13 protein-coding genes are annotated in these 19,616 nt (G+C 73.9%); 1 reads left to right on the forward strand and 12 read right to left on the reverse strand.

The genetic code is table 11. The features are described 5' to 3' along the window. Positions 1-138: 138 nt before the first annotated feature. The 12 genes from Pen02_RS24685 to Pen02_RS42620 form a co-directional block, all read right to left on the reverse strand. Positions 139-1,086 carry a cell division protein FtsQ/DivIB gene (locus tag Pen02_RS24685; protein ID WP_203868450.1) on the reverse strand — a complete coding sequence of 316 codons (948 nt, stop codon included), beginning with the start codon at positions 1,084-1,086 and terminating at the stop codon, positions 139-141. Beyond that, positions 1,083-2,603, reverse strand: coding sequence for a UDP-N-acetylmuramate--L-alanine ligase (gene murC, locus Pen02_RS24690; RefSeq protein WP_203868451.1), 1,521 nt, complete (start codon positions 2,601-2,603; stop codon positions 1,083-1,085). The genes Pen02_RS24685 and murC overlap by 4 nt, the downstream gene beginning before the upstream one ends. Before the next feature lie 214 nt (positions 2,604-2,817). Further along, complete coding sequence (gene murG / locus Pen02_RS24695) at positions 2,818-3,924, reverse strand: undecaprenyldiphospho-muramoylpentapeptide beta-N-acetylglucosaminyltransferase (protein ID WP_203868452.1); 1,107 nt, start codon at positions 3,922-3,924, stop codon at positions 2,818-2,820. Continuing rightward, complete coding sequence (locus Pen02_RS24700; RefSeq protein WP_239141237.1) at positions 3,924-5,354, reverse strand: FtsW/RodA/SpoVE family cell cycle protein; 1,431 nt, start codon at positions 5,352-5,354, stop codon at positions 3,924-3,926. The genes murG and Pen02_RS24700 overlap by 1 nt, the downstream gene beginning before the upstream one ends. A 505-nt stretch (positions 5,355-5,859) precedes the next feature. Then, a complete protein-coding gene (mraY, locus tag Pen02_RS24705; protein ID WP_203868453.1) occupies positions 5,860-6,963 on the reverse strand; it encodes a phospho-N-acetylmuramoyl-pentapeptide-transferase in 1,104 nt (367 codons plus the stop codon). 46 nt (positions 6,964-7,009) lie between these two features. Then, the gene (locus tag Pen02_RS24710; protein WP_203868454.1) at positions 7,010-8,419 is read right to left on the reverse strand and encodes a UDP-N-acetylmuramoyl-tripeptide--D-alanyl-D-alanine ligase; all 1,410 of its coding nucleotides are present in this window, start codon (positions 8,417-8,419) and stop codon (positions 7,010-7,012) included. After that, complete coding sequence (locus tag Pen02_RS24715) at positions 8,416-9,987, reverse strand: UDP-N-acetylmuramoyl-L-alanyl-D-glutamate--2,6-diaminopimelate ligase (protein ID WP_203868455.1); 1,572 nt, start codon at positions 9,985-9,987, stop codon at positions 8,416-8,418. Before Pen02_RS24715 ends, Pen02_RS24710 begins: the two co-directional genes overlap by 4 nt. Before the next feature lie 52 nt (positions 9,988-10,039). Beyond that, on the reverse strand, positions 10,040-12,283 hold the full coding sequence (locus Pen02_RS24720; protein ID WP_203868456.1) for a peptidoglycan D,D-transpeptidase FtsI family protein: 2,244 nt from the start codon (positions 12,281-12,283) through the stop codon (positions 10,040-10,042). A 4-nt stretch (positions 12,284-12,287) separates the two neighbouring features. Then, complete coding sequence (gene ftsL, locus Pen02_RS24725; RefSeq protein WP_203868457.1) at positions 12,288-12,962, reverse strand: cell division protein FtsL; 675 nt, start codon at positions 12,960-12,962, stop codon at positions 12,288-12,290. Then, on the reverse strand, positions 12,959-14,095 hold the full coding sequence (rsmH, locus tag Pen02_RS24730; RefSeq protein WP_203868458.1) for a 16S rRNA (cytosine(1402)-N(4))-methyltransferase RsmH: 1,137 nt from the start codon (positions 14,093-14,095) through the stop codon (positions 12,959-12,961). The genes ftsL and rsmH overlap by 4 nt, the downstream gene beginning before the upstream one ends. Before the next feature lie 201 nt (positions 14,096-14,296). Next, positions 14,297-14,728: a division/cell wall cluster transcriptional repressor MraZ gene (gene mraZ, locus Pen02_RS24735; RefSeq protein ID WP_203868527.1), complete on the reverse strand. Its 432-nt coding sequence runs from the start codon at positions 14,726-14,728 to the stop codon at positions 14,297-14,299. 399 nt (positions 14,729-15,127) lie between these two features. After that, entirely contained in the window at positions 15,128-18,049 is a 2,922-nt protein-coding gene (locus Pen02_RS42620) for a DEAD/DEAH box helicase (RefSeq protein WP_203868459.1), read from the reverse strand. 312 nt (positions 18,050-18,361) lie between these two features. Between Pen02_RS42620 and Pen02_RS24745 the strand changes: the two genes are divergently transcribed. Next, positions 18,362-19,609: a Mur ligase family protein gene (locus tag Pen02_RS24745; RefSeq protein ID WP_203868460.1), complete on the forward strand. Its 1,248-nt coding sequence runs from the start codon at positions 18,362-18,364 to the stop codon at positions 19,607-19,609. The last annotated feature ends 7 nt before the right edge of the window (positions 19,610-19,616 follow it).

Consider the following 19,616-nt stretch of genomic DNA (forward strand, 5'->3'; position numbering starts at 1 on the left):
ACGTATGCGGACGCGCGGCCGAACCCAAGGACCTGCGCGGCGTGTCGGCACGCCCGCCGATAAACGTCACTGACCGACCACCCGGCCGGCGTGTCGACCTGCCCGACCGACGGACGGCGACATCCACCGCCCACCGGCTCAGCGGATGGTCACCACGTCCGGCGTCCGTACGTCGATGGTGTCGCCCTTCCGGGCCAGCAACGACGTCGCCACCTGCGCCTTGGTGTCGCTGCGCGAGGCGTCGCCCCAGAGCACCGTACGGCCGCCGCGCAACGTGACGGTGATCCGGGCCGGACCCTCCACCGTCACCTCGGTGAGCCGGTCCCGCAGTTCCGGGGTGAGCGCGGCGAGCACGGTCAGCGCCCCCTTGGTGGCGGCGTCGTCCGGACCGGGCGTACCGAGCCGGGCCAGCGGCAGCCCGGCCGGACGGTCGGCACGGGTCTGGAAGACCACCCCGGAGCCGTCGACCACCAGGAAACGCCGGTTCTGCGGCACCGCCGCGACCGGAGTCCGCTCGACCACCTCGACCCGCAGGGTGTTCGGCCACTGCCGGGACACCGTCGCCCGGGCCACCGGCGGCAACTCGGCCACCCGGGTCCGGACCGCGTCGAGGTCGACCCGGGCCAGCGGTACGCCGTCGGTCACCCGGGCAGCCTGGCGTACCTGGTCGTCGGTGACCAGGGTGGCGCCGACGACCCGGAGCGTCCGGAAGCCGAGCAGCGGAGTGCCGTACACGATCCCGGCGGCGGCCAGCACGAGCACGAGTATCCCGGCGGAGAGCGTCCACGGCAGCGCGGCGCGTACCCGGTTTTGCCGGGCCCGGCGGGTGAAGCGGCGTACCGACGGCGGCACCGCGTCCGTACCGGCCCGGACCAGCCGCCAGCCCCGGTCGGTGCCGCGCCCCGTGCCGGACCGGCCGACTCCGGACCGGGCCGCGCCGGAGCGGGTGCCGCCGGTACCCGGGCCGGCCCGACCGGACCGGCCCGCACCACGTCCTGCGGCACCCCGGCCACCCGGCGGCGGACCGCCGCCCCGGCCACCCGGCGGCGGACCGCCGGACCGGCCCCGGGACGCGCCCGGGCTCATCCGGCGTCGCTGGCCGCCCCGGCGGCGCGCGGCGGCCGGGTCGCCCCGGCCTCCTGCCCGACGCCCGGCGTCCCGGTCCCGTCCGGCTGCCCGGCGGACGAGCCGCCGGCCAGCGCGTCGAGCAGTTCGTCGCCCATCAGCGAGATCGGCGGCGCACCCATGGTCACCACCACGTCACCCCGGCGGGCCCGCCGGGCGACCTCGGCCGGTACGTCCTCCCAGGAGGGCAGGAAGATCTTCCGGTCGGCCGGCAGGTCGACCGCCTCGGTCAGCGCCGCGCCGCCCTCGCCGGGAGCCCGGACCTCACCCGGGCCGAAGACCTCCAGCACCACCACCTCGTCCGCGATGGCGAGCGCGGTGGCCAGCTCGGCCTGGAGGTCCCGGGTCCGGTAGACCCGGTACGGCTGGAAGACGACGATCAGCCGACCGTCACCGGCCACCTCGCGCAGGGTCTTCAACGCGGCGGTCATCGAGGTCGGGTGGTAGGCGTACTCGTCGTAGACCTGGACGCCGGCCACCACGCCCTTGCGCTCGAACCGGCGGCGTACCCCGGGGAAGGCGGCCAGCGTCGACGTCACGGAGTCGAGCGGAAGGTCGAGCCGGCCGGCGGTGAGCACCGCCGACGCGCTGTTCAGCCCGATGTGCGCGCCGGGCACCGGCAGCCGGATCTCGCCCAGCGGCTCGCCGTCCAGGGCGGCGAGATAGCGTACGCCGCCGGCCGACGAGACCAGCTCGGTGAGCCGCAGGTCGGCGTCCTCCGCCGTGCCGTAGGTGTAGACGGTACGGCCCTCGGCACGCAGCGTCTCCGCCATCCGTCGGGTACCCGGATCGTCCGCGCAGGTCACCACGAACCCCTCCGGGTCGGTCAGCCGGGCGAAGTCGGCGAACGCCTCCTCCAGACCGGCGTAGTCCCCGTAGGTGTTGAGGTGGTCCTCGTCGATGTTGGTGATGATCGAGACGTACGGCCGGTAGAGCAGGAACGAGCGGTCGCTCTCGTCCGCCTCGGCGACGAAGTATTCTCCGCTGCCGTGGTGGGCGTTCGAGCCCACCTCGGAGATCTCGCCGCCGATCACGAACGACGGGTCCTGGCCGGCGTGCTGGAGGACCAGCGTCACCATCGAGGTGGTGGTGGTCTTGCCGTGGGTGCCGGCAACCGCGATGGTGCGCCGGCCGGTCATCGCAGCGGCCAGCGCCTCCGAGCGGTGCAGCACCCGCAGCCCGCGCTCCCGGGCGGTGACCAGTTCAAGGTGGTCCTGCGGGATCGCGGTGGAGTAGACGACGGTGTCGACGCCGTCCAGGTTGGCCGCCGTGTGGCTCATGTGGATGGTCCCACCCAACGCCCGCAGCCCGGCCAGCGCCGGCCACTCCCGCAGCTCACTGCCGGAGACCCGGAGCCCCCGGGTGAGCAGCAGCCGGGCCAGGCCGCTCATGCCGACCCCGCCGACCCCGATCAGGTGGATGCTGCCCAGGTCCTCGGCGGAGAGCGTGCCGACCGGGCTGAACTGCGCGGTGTTCATGACACCAGCCTTCCACTCGGAATCCGTGCGGTCACCGGGTTGCCGGCCTCGGCCGTACCCACTTCGGGGGCCCGGTCCGGCAGCGGACCGGTGCGGTTCGTCGGGCCGCCGCCGCGTCGTCGGCTCACCGGGCCGCCGCCGGGTAGACGTCGGCCCGTCGGAGCAGCGCCTCGTCGACGTCCGTTCATCGGGCGACCGCCCCGTAGACGTCGGCTCATCGGGCGACCGCCTCGTAGACGAAGTCGAGCAGCGCCTCGTCGCCGTCGCGCCGGCCGTACGCCGCAGCGGCGGCACCCATCGCGGCCAGCCGGCGCGGGTCGCGGATCAGCGGGATCACGGTGTGCTCCACCCAGGCGGCGGTCATCTCCGAGTCGTCGACCAGCAGCCCGCCGCCGGCCTCGACCACCGGCAGGGCGTTGCGCTTCTGCTCCTGGTTGCTGTGCGGGTACGGCACGTAGACCGTGGGCAGCCCGATGGCGGCCACCTCGGCGCAGGTCATCGCCCCGCCCCGGCCCAGCATCAGGTCGGCGGCGGCGTAGCCCAGCTCCATCTGCGAGAGGTACGGCAGCGTCACGTACGGCACCGGCAGGTCGTGCGGTACGTTCACCGGCTCGTTGCGGGCGCCGATCACGTGCAGCACCTGCACCCCGGCGGCGGCGAGCGACTTGGCCGCACCGGCCACCGCCAGGTTGATCGAGCGGGCGCCCTGCGAACCACCGGCCACGAACAGGGTGGGCAGGTCCGGGTGCAGGCCGAACTGCCGGCGGGCCGCGGCCCGGTGCGCCACCCGGTCGATGCTGGTGATGCCGCGCCGCAGCGGTACGCCGACCACCCGGGCGTCGCGCAGCGACTCGGCCTGGGCCGGCTGGTGCGGGAAGCCGACCGCCACGTGCTTGGTGAACTTCATGCCGAGCCGGTTCGCCACCCCCGGCGGCACGTTCACCTCATGGATCACGATCGGCAGCTCCCGGCGCCACGCGGCGAGGTAGGCGGGCACCGAGACATAGCCACCGAACCCGATGACGACGTTGGCGCGTACCTCGTCGATCACCTTTCCGGCGGCCCGGGCGGCTTTCCACATCCGGTCCGGCGTACGCATCAGGTTCATGTTGACCGACCGCGGGAGCTGATATGCCGGGATCTGCCGCAGATCGTAGCCGTGCGGCGGAATCAGGTCGTTTTCCAACCCTTTCGGGGTGCCGAGGCAGGTGATCCGTACCCCCGGGTCGTGCCGGCGCAGGCAGTCGGCGAAGGCCAGCAACGGGTAGATGTGCCCTCCCGTGCCTCCTCCCGCTAGCACCACCGACCGCAGCGGACCCATCAGCGTCTCCTCTCGCTCGCCGTACCGGCGCGCCCTCGCCTCGCCCGGCCACCTGCTGGCCCGGCCTCGGACTCCCGCCGCCTCCCGGACCCGGACCCGGACGCGGGTTCCCGAGGGGCCGGCGCGGCAACCTTCCCACGGCGGCGCGCCGAGGGAAGCGGCGGCAACGGGGCCCAGAGTAGCCGTACCCATCGGGGCGCCGGACGGGCGTGCAGGGCCCGCGCGGCATCCGGTTCGGCACGGGCGAACGAGGCGAGCATGCCGATCGCGGCCAGCGTCACCACCAGGGCGCTGCCGCCGTCGGAGATGAACGGCAGCGGCAGCCCGGTGATCGGCAGCAGCCCGACCACCCCGCCGATGTTGATCACTGCCTGACTGATCAGCCAGGCGGTCGCGGCGGTGGCGGCCAGCCGGCGGAACGGGTCGGCGACGCGGCGGGCGATCCGCAACCCGGTGTACGCCAGCACCGCGAACAGGCTCAGCACCACCGCACAGCCCACCACGCCCAGGTCCTCGGCCAGGATGGCGAAGATAAAGTCGTTGTGCGCCTCGGGCAGCCAGTTCCACTTCAGGCTGCTCTTGCCGAGCCCGACGCCGAACCAGCCGCCGTTGTCGATCGCGTACCGGGCCTGGAGGTATTGATAGCAGTCGGTGAGCCCGCACTCGTCCGGCGGCGGCGGGTCGAAGAACATGGTGAGCCGGGCCAGCCGGTAGTTCTTCTGGTCGCTCTCGCCGGAGCCGGCCCCGATCGAAGCGGCGGCGACCAGCAGCCCGACCCCGACCAGGCCGAGCACGCTGAGCGCGCCGAAGACCCGCTTGCGGATGCCGGCCGCCCAGAGCAGGCCGACCACCACGGCGAGCAGGCAGAGCATCGTACCCAGGTCGTTGTAGCCGACCAGCAGGAAGAGCAGGCCCACCACCGGGAACAGCGGGGTGGCCAGCTCCCGCCACCAGCCCAGCGCGGCGCCCTTGCGGGCGATCATGTCCGCGCCCCACAGCACCAGGCCGAACTTCGCCAACTCGGAGGGCTGTACCTGGATCGGTCCGATGTACAGCCAGAGCAGCCGGGCCTCCAGCGGGCCGAGGACGGCGTCCCCGTCGCCGTTCAGCTTGTCCCACAGGTGCAGCACGTCCAGCACCACCAGCAGCAGCACCGCGACGCCGAGGGTCGGCAGCCCGACCGCCCGGAACGTCCGGGCCGGCAGGCGCTGGCAGGCCCAGAACGCCCCCAGCCCGATGAGCGCGAAGAGCGCCTGCTTGGCGACCATCGCGAAGGCGTTGCCGTCGGCGGCGGACGCCCGGACGCTGGTCGCCGAGAAGACCATCGTCAGCCCGATCAGCAGCAGCAGTCCGGCGCTGGAGATGAGCAGGTAGTAGGAGGCGAGCGGCCGGGCCAGCAGGCCGCGCAGCGCGGCGAGCCCGCCGGCCAGGTCGACGCCGGCCGGCTGCCCGGCGGCGTCACCCGACGATCCGGCGCCGGCCGGTCGGGTACCGCCGTCCGTCGCCGTACGCGCACCGTCGCCGGACCGGCTGCCACCGTCCCCGGCACGGGCCGTACGTGCGCTGTCCCCGGACCGCCCGCCGCCCTCGCCGGCCCGGCTCGACCGTGGCGTGTCGCCGGAGCGGGTGGCGCCTTCCCTGGCCCGGCCCGAGCGCGTGGTGTCGCCGGAGCGCGCGCCGTCCTCCCCGGCCCGGCCCGGACGCCCGGTATCGCTCGTCCGGCCCGGACGCCCGGTATCGCCGGTCCGGCCCGGTCGCGGGGCGCCGGTGCCCGCCGGCCGTCGTGGCTGTTCCTCGGTCACCGCGCCGACCCCTCGTCCTCCCCCATCCGCCCATCATCGACGCTGGTCCGGCCACCCTGGCGCAGGTGACCGGCCGGCGTGTCGGACCGGTACGGCGTGTCCCAGCGCCGAGGACGGAGCTTCGTCGGGGCGGTCAGGTGACGGAGGCCAGGAACTCGCTGTAGAACAGGCCCAGCGCGATCGCCACGCCGATCCCGGCGATGATCCAGAACCGGACGACGATGTTGACCTCGCTCCAGCCGGCCAACTCGAAGTGGTGCTGGAGGGGCGACATCCGGAAGACCCGTTTCCCGGTGGTGCGGAACGAGATGATCTGGATGACCACCGACATCGTGATGATCACGAAGAGTCCGCCCAGGATCAGCAGCAGCAGCAGGGTCCGGGTGGCCATCGCCATGCCGGCGATCAGTCCGCCCAGGCCGAGCGCCCCGGTGTCGCCCATGAAGATCCGGGCCGGCGAGGTGTTCCACCAGAGGAAGCCGACACACGCCCCGGCCGCCGCTCCGGCGATCAACGCGATTTCGAGCGGATCCCGCACCTCGTAGCAGTACGCACCGCCCCGGGCGTAGTCCGTGTCCGCGCACCAGTGCCGGTACTGCCAGAACGCGATGAGCGCGTACGCGGCGAGCACCATCACCGAGGCACCGGTGGCCAGCCCGTCCAGCCCGTCGGTCAGGTTCACCCCGTTGGTCGTCGCCATCACCACGAAGATGAAGATGACGACCGAGGCGACCTTGCCGACCTCCAGGGCGTTGATGTCCCGGATGAAGGAGAGCGCGGTACTGCCGACGGTCACGCCGGCGGTACTCGGGAAGTAGAGGGCGACCACCCCGAAGACGGCGCCGACCAGGATCTGCCCGAGCAGCTTGCCCCGCTTGTTCAGCCCGGCACTGTTCCGCTTGCGGACCTTGAGGAAGTCGTCGAGGAAGCCGACCGCACCGGAGAAGACCATCAGGCCGAGCAGCACCAGTGCGGTGATGGTCGGGGTGACCTGGGCGATCTGCGCCTCGGGCAGAGTGGTCAGGGCGAGGTGCCCGGCGACGTACGCGATCACCGTGGCGACGATGAACACCACGCCGCCCATCGTCGGCGTGCCCTTCTTGCCCTGGTGCATGATCGGGCCCTCGGCCCGGATCGGCTGCCCCGCCTTGAGCCGGGTGAACACCTTGATCGCGACCGGTGTGACGAAGAGCGAGATCAGGAACGCCACGAAGATGGCGACGATGACCGCCCTCACGCCGCGACGCCTTCCGCCGCCACCGACACCCGGACCAGCGGCACGCTCATCGGGCACCGCCCCCGGTCGGCGGAACGGCCTCGGCGCGCAGCGCGTCGGCCACCTCCCAGGTGCGGTAGCGCGAGCCCTTCACCAGGACGATGTCGCCCGGCCGCAACTCGCGGCGCAGCGCCTCGACCGCCGCCGCCTGATCGGTAACCAGCACCGACTCTCCTCCCCAATGTGCGATCGCCACCGCGCCGTCGTGGATCGGCGCGGCCGGCTCACCGACCACGATCAGCCGGTCGATGCCCAACTCGGCCGTGAGCCGGCCGACCTGTTCGTGCCCGTCCCGTTCGAAATCACCCAGTTCGGCCATGTAGCCGAGGACCGCGAAGGACCGCCGCCGCTCACCCATCCCGGCCAGCGCCCGCAGTGCGGCGGAGGTCGAGGCGGGGTTCGCATTGTAGGAGTCGTCGATCACCGTCACCCCGTCGGTACGGTCGAAGACGTCCATCCGGCGGGTCGAGGGCAGGCCGAGCCCGCCGAGCGCCTCCGCCAGCTCGGCCAGCGGCATGCCGAGTTCCCGGGCCACCGCCGCCGCCGCGAGCGAGTTGCCGACCTGGTGCCGCCCGCTGACGCCGAGCCGTACCGCCGCCCGCCCCTCCGGCGTGACCAGGGTGTACGACGCCCGCCCGCGATCGTCCAGGCTGACGTCCTCGGCGCGTACCTCGGCGTCGTCGGCCTCGCCGACCAGCACCGTGCGGGCGGCGGTACGGGCCGTCATGGCGCGTACCCGCTCGTCGTCGGCGTTCAGCACGGCGAGCCCGTCCGCCGGCAGCCCCTCGACCAGTTCGCCCTTGGCCTGGGCGATCGCCTCCTGCGAGCCGAACTCGCCGATGTGCGACACGCCCACGTTCAATACCACCGCGATCCGGGGCGGCGCGATCTCGCACAGGTAGCGGATGTGTCCCAGCCCTCGGGCGCCCTTCTCCAGCACCAGGAACCGGGTCTCCGCGTCGGCCTGCAACGCCGTGTACGGGTGCCCCAGCTCGTTGTTGAACGAGCCGGGCGGTGCCACGGCGGCGCCGAGCCGGGCGGTGAGCTGGGCGACCAGGTCCTTGGTGGTGGTCTTGCCGGACGAGCCGGTCAACCCGATCACGGTCAGCTCGGGCAGCCGGTCCAGCACCGCCCGGGCCAGCCTGCCGAGCGCGGCCCGGGCGTCGTCGACCAGCACCATCGGTACCCCGTCGACCGGCCGGGAGCCGAGCACCGCCACCGCACCACCGTCGGCGACCGCCGTCGCCGCGTAGTCGTGCCCGTCCACCTTCTCCCCGGGGAAGGCCACGAAGAGCCCGCCGGGGCGCACCTTGCGGGAGTCGAACTCGACCGGCCCGGTCACCCGGACCGTGGGGTCGGCGGCGGCCAGCCGGCCGTCGACTGCGGCGGCCAGCTCGGCCAGGGTCAGCGGGATCATCGGCGGCCTTCCACCAGGGTGCCGAACCGGGCGGCCAGCGCGGCGGCCAGCTCGACCCGGTCGTCGAACGGGTACGTCCGGCCGGCGATCTCCTGGCCGCGCTCGTGCCCCTTGCCGAGCACCGCCACCACGTCACCGGGTTCGGCGAGCCGGACCGCCTCGTCGATCGCGGCCCGGCGGCCGGCCACCTCCGTCACCCGGGCCGGCTCGCCGCCCTGCTCCGCGCCGCGCCGCACCTCGGCCCGGATCACCGCCGGGTCCTCGCTGCGCGGGTTGTCGTCGGTCACCACCACCAGGTCGGCCCCGGCCGCGGCGGCGGCGCCCATCAGCGAGCGCTTGCCGTGGTCCCGGTCGCCGCCCGAGCCGAGTACGCAGATCAGCCGGTTGCCGGCGGTGGTCAGGTCGCGCAGCGCGGTCAGCGCGGCGACCACCGCGTCCGGGGTGTGCGCGAAGTCGACCACCCCGCGCACCGGGCCGGGCGCCTCGACCAGTTCCAGCCGGCCGGGAACGCCCGGGCAGGCGGCCACCCCCCGGGCCGCGACGGCCGGGTCGACACCGGCACCGACCAGCGCGGCGATCGCCAGCAGCGCGTTGGCCACGTTGTGCCGGCCGGGCAGCGCCACCCCGGCGTCGACGGCCGAACCGTCCGGGCCGTACGCGGTGAAGGTCTGGGTGTAGCCGGACTCCCGGATCTGGCCGGCCCGCCAGGTCGCGGCCGGGTCACCGGCCGCCGAGTAGCTGACGGTGGCCGGTTTGCGCAGCGGTGCCAGCGCCGGATCGTCGGCGTTGAGCACCTCGACGTCGCACCGGCCGTCGAAGAGCCGCGCCTTGGCCGCGAAGTAGTCGGCGACGTCGGCGTGGAAGTCCAGGTGGTCGTGGCCGAAGTTGGTGTAGCCGCCGACGGTGAACCGGACCCCGCCGACCCGGCCCATCGCCAGGGCGTGGCTGGAGACCTCCATCGCGACCGCCGTGACGCCCCGCTCCCGGGCCGCCGCGAGCATGGCGTGCAGGTCGGTCGCCTCCGGGGTGGTCCGGACACTCTCCACCACCAGGTCGCCGAGCCGGCACTCGACGGTGCCGATCAGGCCGGTGACGTGTCCGGCGGCCCGCAACCCCGACTCGATCAGGTAGGTGGTGCTGGTCTTGCCGGCGGTGCCGGTGATGCCGATGACCGTCAGCCCGGCCGTCGGGTCGCCGTAGACCGCGCCGGCCAGCTCGCCGAGCACCGCGCGGGGGTCCGGCACCACCAGGACGGGCAGTCCGGCCTCGGCCGCCGCCGGGGCGCCGGCCGGATCGGTGAGTACGGCCACCGCGCCGGCCGCCGCCGCCGAGGCGACGAACTCGGCGCCGTGCCGGCGGGCACCCGGAAGTGCCGCGTAGAGGTCGCCGGGGTGCACCTCGGTGCTGGCATGGGTGACTCCGGTGACCGCCAGGTCGGCGGCGTCCGGGGGCGACTCGGCGGCGACTCGCGCGGCGAGATCGGCGAGCCGGACCGGCGTCACGGCGCGGGGACGGGGATTGCCGGGCACGGCGTCAGACCCTACCCCGTCGGGGGGTCCACCCCGCACAGCCGCCCCGGTGGTTTGCCCGCACCCACCGATGATGTCCCGTTTCGGCAGGTCATCGCGGATAGACGACGAACTTCGGCGGTGCGGTGCCGGTGGCGGGCACCCGATAGTGACGGAGCACGTACTCCATCATCTCCTTGAAGGCCGGCGCGGAGACGTCCCCGCCGCCACCGGCCGGGGTGTGCGCGAAGACCGCGATCACGTAACGCGGGTCGTCGGCCTGGTCCATCCCGATGAACGAGGCGACCTCGCCGGGGGCGTACCGGCCGTCGACCACCCGCGACCCGGTACCGGTCTTGCCGGCGACCCGGTACCCCTTGATCGCCGCCTGGGTGGCGGTGCCGCCCTCGATGGTGACCGGCGCCTCCAGCAGGGTACGCAGCGCGGCGGCGGTCTCCGGCCGCAGCACCTGCCGGGTCTCCGGGGCAGGTACCGGCTTGCGCTTGCCGTCCGGCCCGATGATCTCGCGCACCAGGTGCGGCTGGACCCAGGTGCCGTTGTTGGCGATCGCCGCGTAGGCGGCGGCCATCTGCAACGGGGTGACGTCGACGCTGTGCCCGATCGGCACCGACCCGTACGTCGAGCCGCTGTATTCGGACGGTTTGAGCACCCGCCCGGACGCCTCGCCCAGCACCCCTTCGCCGGTCGGCCGGCCCAACCCGAACTTGAGCTGGTATTCGTAGAGCTTCTGCGCGCCGAGCTTGTCGGCGATCCGGATGGTGCCGACGTTCGAGGAGAAACCGAGCATCCCGGCGACGCTCAGCTTGCGGCCCTGCGCGTTGTGGGTGTCCCGGAACGGCTGGTCGCCCTTGCGGATGCTGTACGGCGTCGGCCACGCGGTGTTCGGGGTGATCACCCCCTCCTCCAGCCCGGCGCCGAAGACGATCGCCTTGTGCACCGAGCCGGGGTCGACCACGAAGCTGGTTGCCGCGTCGTTGCGGTCACTGGCCTGGTATTTGTCCCAGTCGGCCGCGTCGTACGTCGGATAGCTGGCCTGGGCGAGCACCTCGCCGGTGCGTACGTCGAGCACCACGGCCGCGCCGGTCAGCCCGTCGACCTCCTGCATCCGCTTGGCGAGGATCCGCTGCACCATGTATTGCAGGTCGCGGTCGATGGTGAGTTGCAGCGAGCTGCCCGGCCGGGCCGCGGTGACCTTGTTGTAGCCACCGGGGATCTCGGCGGCCAGCTCACCGTTGCCGACCTCGTACTCCCGTTCGCCGTTCACGCCGCGCAGCAGCTCGTCGTAGCGGGCCTCGATGCCCTCCAGGCCGACCCGGTCCTGGCTGGTGAAGCCGAGCAGGTTGGCGGCCAGGTCGCCGCCGGGCACCTCGCGCCGCTCGTCCCGCCCGGTGCCGATGCCGGCCAGGTTCAGCTTCATGATCTCTTCGGCGGTGTTGATCTCGACGCTCCGGGCCAGGTATTCGAAGCGGGTCGGGCGCCCGTCCGGCCGCTTCCGTTTGCTCATCTCCTCGGTGAGCTTGGAGACCGGGAGGCCGAGCAGCGGCGACAGCTTCGTGGCGTGCTTGCCGGGGTCCTCGATCATCTCCGGGTCGGCGTAGACGTACCGGGCCTCGACGCTCTGTGCCAGCGCCGCCCCGGACCGGTCGTAGATGGCGCCCCGGGGAGCCGGCAGGACGACTGTGCGCAGCCGGTCGCCGACGCCGCCGCCCGCGTACTCCGGGGCGTCCACGACCTGTAGGGCGACCAGCCGGATGCCGATGGTGGTGAACATGGCGAGCGCGAGCAGCGTGCCGAGCCGCAGCCGCCGGTGCGCGTCGGCCAGCCGTGGTGGCCGGCGGGGGCGCCGGGCCGGGCGCCGGGGTGGCGAGCCGGCGGTCGCCCCGCTCGGGCCACCGGCCGGGTCGGCCGGGCGTCGGCGTACCGGTTTCGCGACGTCGCCGCCCCGGACCGGGCGCGGCGTGATGGTGCGTCCGGTGCCGGCCGGCACGGTCCGCCGGGCGGTCCGGGCCGCGCCGGCCCGGCCGCCGTCGAGCACCTGCAACGCCGGCCGGAACGGGTCCGCCGACCGTCCCGTCCTGGGGGTACGCCGGGACCGCCCGGCCGGGTCGCCGGAACCGCCCGCGCCGCCCGCCGTACGCCGGAGTTCCGGGCTGTCCCGCACGGTCCGGCCCCGAGGGGTGTACGCCCGGGCGTCGGAGATGCCGCCGAGCCCGGAACCGGACCGGGTCGGCTGGCCGGTGCCGGAGCCACGGTCGTCGGAATCCCGGCCGGCACGCGACGAGCCGCGCCGGGACACCGAAGCGTCCCGGCGCGGCTCGTCGGACCGCGATGTCACCGGATCATCCCCCGGCGCCCTGCTGGCTGGTGATCGCCGGCTCGCCACCCGCCGGCTGCGGAACCCCGATCACCCGGCCGTCCGGCAGCCGGATGAAGGCGGGCGGCCCCGAGTCGACCAGGCCCAGTTGGCGGGCCCGGGCCGCCAGGTTGCCCGGCACCTCCGCCTCGGCGATCTTCTGCTCCAACTCCTGCTGCTGGATGTCCAGCGTGGACTGCTGCTGCTGCAACCGCTCCAGCCGGAACGCGTTCTCGTTGACCTTGCTGTTGACCACCAGGATGCCGAGCATCCCGCCGACCACCAGCACCAGGATCAGCGCCACGAAGGAGACCCGTGGCCGCGCCACCGGCAGTGGTGGCGCCACCCGGAGCCGGGACCGCCGGGCCGGCGCCGCTGCCTCCGCCGAGTTGTCCGGCTGCTCGTCGGAGCTGTCCCAGACCCGCAGGCCCCGGGCGGACTCCGCCGGCTGCTCCCAGTCCCGTTCACGCAGGGCGGCACTGCCCTGGGTCGGATACCGTCGCGTCCCCCGTACCCGGGCCTCCGACGCCGGGTTCGACCGGCCGTCGCCCGCCCGCTGCGCCCGCTGCACCGTGGTCCGGCCCCCCGACCGCGGTGTGCGCTGCTGCGCGTCGCGCGTCGCGTCGGGCTGTTCCCGGCGCTCGCGCTTGTTGACGTTCATCTTCCCTCCCCCTGTACCGTCGTGCCGCCGCCCTCGGTTGCCGGCCGCGGCAGTTCCCGTCGCGCTCCGTCGGACCCGTTCGATGCCCCCGCACCGGTCGAACCCGTTTCCCCGACGACCCGGCCGGGCCGTTCGCGGACGGCCCTCCTCGTCGTCGTGCTGCTACCGCCGTCCCGTTCGATCCGCTCGGCCGCCCGCAGCCGCACCGAGGCGGCCCGCGGGTTGACCTGGACCTCCGCCTCGCCCGGCAGCTCAGCTCCCCTGCTGAGCAGCCGCAGCATCGGCCCGGTACCGGGCAGTTCGACCGGAAGGTCGACCGGCCCGGTGCTCCGGGCACGGCCGGCGAGCACCTGCTTGGTGATCCGGTCCTCCAACGAGTGGTAGGACAGCACCACCGCGCGACCACCCACGGACAGCGCGTCCAGGGCGGCCGGCAACGCCGTCTCCAGCGCCGCCAGTTCCCGGTTTACCTCGATCCGTAAAGCCTGAAACGTCCTCTTGGCCGGATGTCCCCCGGTACGTCGGGCAGGTGCCGGAATGGACTCCCTGACCAGTTCGGCCAGCCGGGCCGACGAGGTGAGCCGGTTCCGTTCCCGCTCGCGGAGGATCGCCGAGGCGATCCGGCCGGCGAACCGCTCCTCGCCGTAGACCTTGAGCACCCGGGCCAACTCGCCGTGCGAGTAGGTGTTGACCACCTCTTCGGCGGTCGTACCGGCGGACTGGTCCATCCGCATGTCCAGCGGCGCGTCCTGCGCGTAGGCGAACCCGCGGTCGGGCGCGTCGAGTTGGAGCGACGAGACACCCAGGTCGAACAGGATGCCGTCCACCCGGTCGTAGCCGAGTCGGTCCAGCACCTCGGGCAGCTCGTCGTAGACCGCGTGCACCAGGTGCGTCCGGTCCGAGTATCGCTCCAGTCGGGCCCGGGCGTGGGCCAGTGCCTCGGTGTCCCGGTCGAGTCCGACCAGGACGGTACGCGGATGCGCCGCGAGCACCGCCTCGGCGTGGCCGGCCAGTCCGAGGGTGGCGTCGACGTAGACGGTCGTCCGGCCGTCGGCCCGGTCCAGCGCGGGGGCGAGCAGCTCGAGACATCGCTCAAGCAGCACCGGCACGTGCGTACCGCGAAGCTCCCCCATGTCGACCCCCAGTGACCGCTGTCTCGTCCGGACGTGCCCGGTATCAGTTGCGCTCGTCGTACCGCCAGATCCCCATCCGCTCTGCTCCCCCGGGCCGACCTTCGGACCGTCGGGGGATCGCGCCTGGCACCGGGGAAGAGGCGCCAGGAACTTCGAGCGGGTGGAGATCTCGCAGTACGTCGGGCGTCGGCACGCGCCGCCCTACAGTCCGCCCGGCAGCACCCCCTCCTCGATGTCGGCGAAGTCCTCTTCGCTCTCCGAGAGGTAGGTCTCCCAGGCTCGCTTGTCCCAGATCTCCACCCGGGTGCTGGCCCCGATCACCACCAGCTCACGATCCAGTGCGGCGTACTCCCGCAGGTGGATCGGTATGGTCACCCGGCCCTGCTTGTCCGGGATCTCGTCGTGCGCGCTGGCGAAGAAGACCCGGCTGTAGGCCCGGGCCGCCTTGTGTGTCATCGGCTGCTCGCGCAACTGCCCGGCGATCCGCTGGAACTCGGGCATCGGGAAGACGTAGAGGCAGCGTTCCTGCCCTTTCGTGATCACGACACCTCCCGCCAGCTCGTCCCGGAACTTGGCCGGAAGGATCAGCCGGCCCTTGTCGTCCAGGCGCGGGGTGTGCGTGCCGAGAAACACCGGCCCAACCCCCTCGCCCAACCAGCGACGTTCGCGGCGCCGCTGCCCCCCGGGCCGGCGGGCCTTCCTGGCCCCCCATCGCGCCCCACTCTACTCCACTTCCCTCCACCCGCAACCGGAATCGCCCGGAAAGACCGGCTGTCCTCCGGATGAAACCGCACGTCAGAAGGGGTGGCCGTCGGTGGAGGGAAATGGGCACCCCCACGCGAAGGTCCACTATCCGACAGCGGTACGCCGGAGATCGGGCGCCCGGAAATACACCCTTTTTCCGGACCCATCCGCTCGTCGGACGGCCCTCGGTTACCGGGGTGGGGAGGAAAGTGGAGGAAAAATTCGCGGCGCGGGCCGCCCCGCCGCCCCGACCCGGGACGACGGCGGCAGTCGAGAGCCGGCAAAGGCTCAGGTCAGCTCCGGCCAACGGGCCGCGACGTCCAGCGCGGCGCGGACCGGATCGCCGCCCCACCGACTGGCGAAGGCGTCGACGACCACCCACCCGGCCTGGACGAGCGCGTCGTGCCGGGCGATGTGCGCCGCCGGGCCGCCCGGGTGCACCACGCAGTTCAGCCCGACCGCCGCACCACCGGCACCGACGCAGAGGTCCACCGTCCAGCGCCCGACCGGATAGCGACGCCGGACCGGCAGCCCGACCCGGGTCAACTCGGTGGCCAGCGCGGCCGGCCAGCCGACCGGAACCGGGAACCCCGCCTCGGACCGGACCGGCACCGCGCCCGCCGACCCACCGCCGCCGGTCGGCGCGGCCGGCCCGGCCGTGGGTGGCGCCACGCCGGAGCGGCTCGGCCGGCTGCTCGCCCCAGCCCTGGACGGCGAGGTTGACGCCGCGTCGGCGACCGGCTCGCCGCGCGGCTCCGGCGGCACCGCCGCGTACCGCAGGTAGTCGCCGAGCAGGCCGTTCGGGGCGGACTGCGAGGTGAGTACGACCATCCGGCGCCGCGCCCGGGTCACCATCACGTTGAACAGGTTCGGATCGGTCAGGAAACGCATCCGCCCGGCGGGGACCGGATCGGTCACCGCCAGCGACACCAGTACCGTCTCCGCCTCGCTGCCCTGGAACGAGTGGACCGTGCCGACCCGCAGCCCGAGCCGCTCGATCTCGGTCACCGGAAACGCTGCCACCAGTGCCGACTCCAGCGCGTCGGCCTGGGCCCGGAACGGGGTGATCACTCCGATGCCGACCCGGCCCGCCTCGGCCAGTCGGCGTACCTCGGCCACCGCCGCCGCCACCTCGGCCCGGTTCACCCCCGCCTCGGCAGCGGCCGCCGGCACCGTCCGCACGTCGATCACGTCCGACGTCTCGTTGCCCGGATGACGGGTGGCCACCGCGATCCGGTCGTCGTAGAACCGGTGCGCGGAGAACTCGATCAGATGCGGTGCACAGCGGTAGTGCTCGTCCAGCCAGGTGACCGGAGCGGCCCCGGCGGCCAGGTCGAACGCGCTGACCCGGCGTACGTCGACCCGGTTGTCGAGGCCGTGCCAGGCCAGCGTCGCCGCCACGTCGACGTCGGCGACGAACGAGACGAACCGTAGCTGCCGTGGATCGCCCACCACCAGGGCTCGGCGGGCCCGGGCCAGGGCCGGTGCCGCCCGGATCTGGTCGGTGTGCGACGCCTCGTCCAGGATCACCAGGTCGAAGAGCCCGGCGATCGGCGGCAACAGCTCCTCGACGTCGGTGACCGTACCGATCCACAGTGGCAGCGCCCGGACCAGTGACTCCCCACTCAGTTCGGCGAGGAGTTCCCGGCGCCGGTTGCGGCCGGCCCGCAACGCACCGCCGAGCGCGGCGGCGCTGCGCCGGCCGGCCGGGTCCCACCGGTCCGGGCCACGGCTGCGATGCCGCATCGCGGTACCCAGCGCCGTCGACAACCGCTGCCGGGCCTGCGCCAGCACCGGCCACAACGGACCCGGGTCGGCACCGCCGACGGTCGCCAGCCGGGCGGCGGCGACCTCCGCCCGGGCCGCCGCGACGGCGTCGTCGAGCCGGTCCAGCGACACCGTGCCCGCCGCGCCGAGCCGGCGCCGCAACCGCCGACCCGGTGGCCAGGGCAGCCAGCGCCGCCACCACGCGCCGGCCGAGGCCCGGGCCCGCTCCGCCGCCCGGACGGCCCAGGCCAGGTCCGCCCCGGGCACGAAGGCACCGGGTACGTCGAGTCGAAGCCCGCCGACCACCGGCGCCCAGCGCTCGACCGAGCCGGCCAGCATCTCAAGGTCGAGCAGTTCGGTGAGCTGGCCGGTCACCCGCGCCACCTCGGTGGTCGCCTCGGCCACCGCGACCCGGTCCGCGGCCAGGGTCGCCGCCGTCACCTCCGGATCCGCGCCGAGTTCCAGGGAGGCGGCGAGCGCGGAGCGGCGTTCCGCATCGCCGAACAGCACCGGTCGCGGGCCCGGATAGCGGTCCAGCAGCTCGCCGAGCACGTCGGCGGCGTGCGCGGACTGGGTGACGACCAGGACGCTGCCGCCCCGGTCCACCACGTCGAGCGCCGACGCCACCACGGCATGACTCTTGCCGTTGCCGGGCGGGCCGGAGACCACGGTCACCGGCTGGTGCCGGACCCGGCGTACGACCTCGGTCTGGGACTCGTTCAGCGGCAGCGGCGAGTCGACCGGGTCGGCCGGGTCGGCGGGACCGGCCGGCTGCTCCGGGGCGGCCGTGCCGTACACCAGGGCCAGGGCGCTGGACTCGACGTCGGGGCGGCCGGCCCAGGCACGCAGCCGGTCGCCGAGGGCGAGCCCGGCGACGTCCCGTACCCCGAACAGCACCGCCGAGACGTAGAGCACCGGCGCCCTGGCCGGAAAGCTCGCCCGACCGGTACGCCGGGTCCGGTCGACCTCGCCCACCGGCAGGCCGGCCGCCTCGGCGACGGTGCGCAACCACGCCTCGGCGCCCGTACTGTCCAGCCAGTCAGCCGCGCCCAGCCCCGGCGCCGCCTCCAACCGGGCGGCCAGGTCCCGGTCCTCGACCAGCGGGGTGAGTTCCAAATCCCCGGCCGGTACGACCCGGTAGCCGCGCAGCGTGCGTTCCAGCCGGACCGGCTCGTACAGCAGCGGCAACCGCACCTTCCGGGTGCCGCCGTCGGTCTCGACCACCCCGCCGACCAGTCCCCAGCCACGGCGCAGCGTCCGCTCGTCCCGGTGCAGCAGGTCGGCGGCGGCCAGCCGCTCCACCTCGCGGGACCGGCGGCAGGACCGGGGATCGGCGAGCCAGATCAGCGGCTGGCCGGGCCGGGTGACGTCGAGGACCCGCTCCGGGGCAGCCGGTGCGAGGTCGGCGAGGGCCCGCAGCACGGCGGCGACGGAGGAGTTCATCGGGCGCCGAGCGTAGCAATCGGGTACCCCGCCGAGGTGCCGTGCCGGGATCGGACCGCACCGGCGGTACCGGACGACCGGCCCCGGAACGGACACCGGTTCCCGGGGCCGGACCGGAGCCGATCGCCACCGCCGCAGGCGGGCGGTCGGGCGCCCGGAATGGCCGTCGCGGCGCCGACGGTCGGGTGCCGGAGCGGCCGTCGCGGCGTCGGCGGTCAGGGGCCGGAGCGGCCCGGTGGAGCCGGGTAGTTTCGTGCGGCGGTCATCCGGCCCGCGTCGTCCGGTAACCTCGCTCGCGTGACGGACGGGAAGATGCCTCTCCGGGCAAAGGTGGCCAGTTCGGTATCGCGGACCGCCGCGGCCCTGTCCCGGGCTGCCGGCCGGGGCGACGGCTCGGTGATCGGCGGGTGGATAGGTCTCAAGATCGATCCCGATCTCCTGGCCCACCTGGCGTCCGGCCGGGCCATCGCGCTGGTCTCGGGCACCAACGGCAAGACCACCACCACCCGGCTGACGGCGGCGGCGGTCGGGGTACTCGGGCAGGTGGCCACCAACTCGTTCGGGGCGAACATGCCCACCGGGCACACCTCGGCACTGGCCAAGGCCGGCAGCACCCCCTATGCGGTACTGGAGGTGGACGAGCACTACCTGGCCCAGGTGCTGGAGGCGACCGAGCCCCGGGTGGTGGCGCTGCTCAACCTCTCCCGGGACCAGCTCGACCGGGCCAAGGAAGTCGCCATGATGGCCCAGCTCTGGCGGGCCGCGCTGGTGAGGCACCCGTCGGTACGGGTGGTCGCCAACGCCGACGACCCGATGGTGGTCTGGGCGGCGACGCCACCGGCGACCCGCAGCCCGCAGCTCGCCCCGATGGCCGTCACCTGGTTCAGCGCCGGTCAGCGCTGGCACGACGACTCGTGGGTCTGCCCCGAGTGCGGCGCCCCGATCGAGCGGATGGCGGACCAGTGGTGGTGCACCGGCTGTTGGCTGCGCCGGCCGGAGCCGCAGTGGGTGGTCGAGGACGACGGCGTGGTCGACCCGGCCGGCGACTGGCACAAGGTGGTCCTGCAACTGCCCGGCCGGGTCAACCTCGGCAACGCGGCGACCGCGCTGGCGGTGGCCGCCGAGTTCGGCGTACGGCCGACCGACGCGGTGTCCCGGCTCGGTGGGGTCGCCTCGGTCGCCGGTCGGTACGCCCAGGTGGTCAAGGACGGGCGCACCATCCGACTGCTGCTGGCGAAGAACCCGGCGAGCTGGCTGGAGGCGTTCGACATGGCCGAGGAGGCGCCGACCCTGCTGTCCATCAACGCCCGGGACCCCGACGGACTGGACACCTCGTGGCTGTTCGACGTCGACTTCGCCCCGCTGCGCGGCCGGCAGGTGCTGATCACCGGCGACCGGGCGTACGACCTGGCGGTCCGGCTGGACGTCAACGGTGTGCCGTTCCAGCACGTCCGGACCTTCACCGAAGCGATCACGGGCGTCCCGCCGGGCCGGCTCGAGGTCATCGCCAACTACACGGCGTTCCAGGACATCCGAGCGGAGTTGGACCGTGTCAACTGAGCCCGCC

The organism is Plantactinospora endophytica (genome assembly GCF_016862915.1).
Taxonomy (GTDB): domain Bacteria; phylum Actinomycetota; class Actinomycetes; order Mycobacteriales; family Micromonosporaceae; genus Plantactinospora; species Plantactinospora endophytica.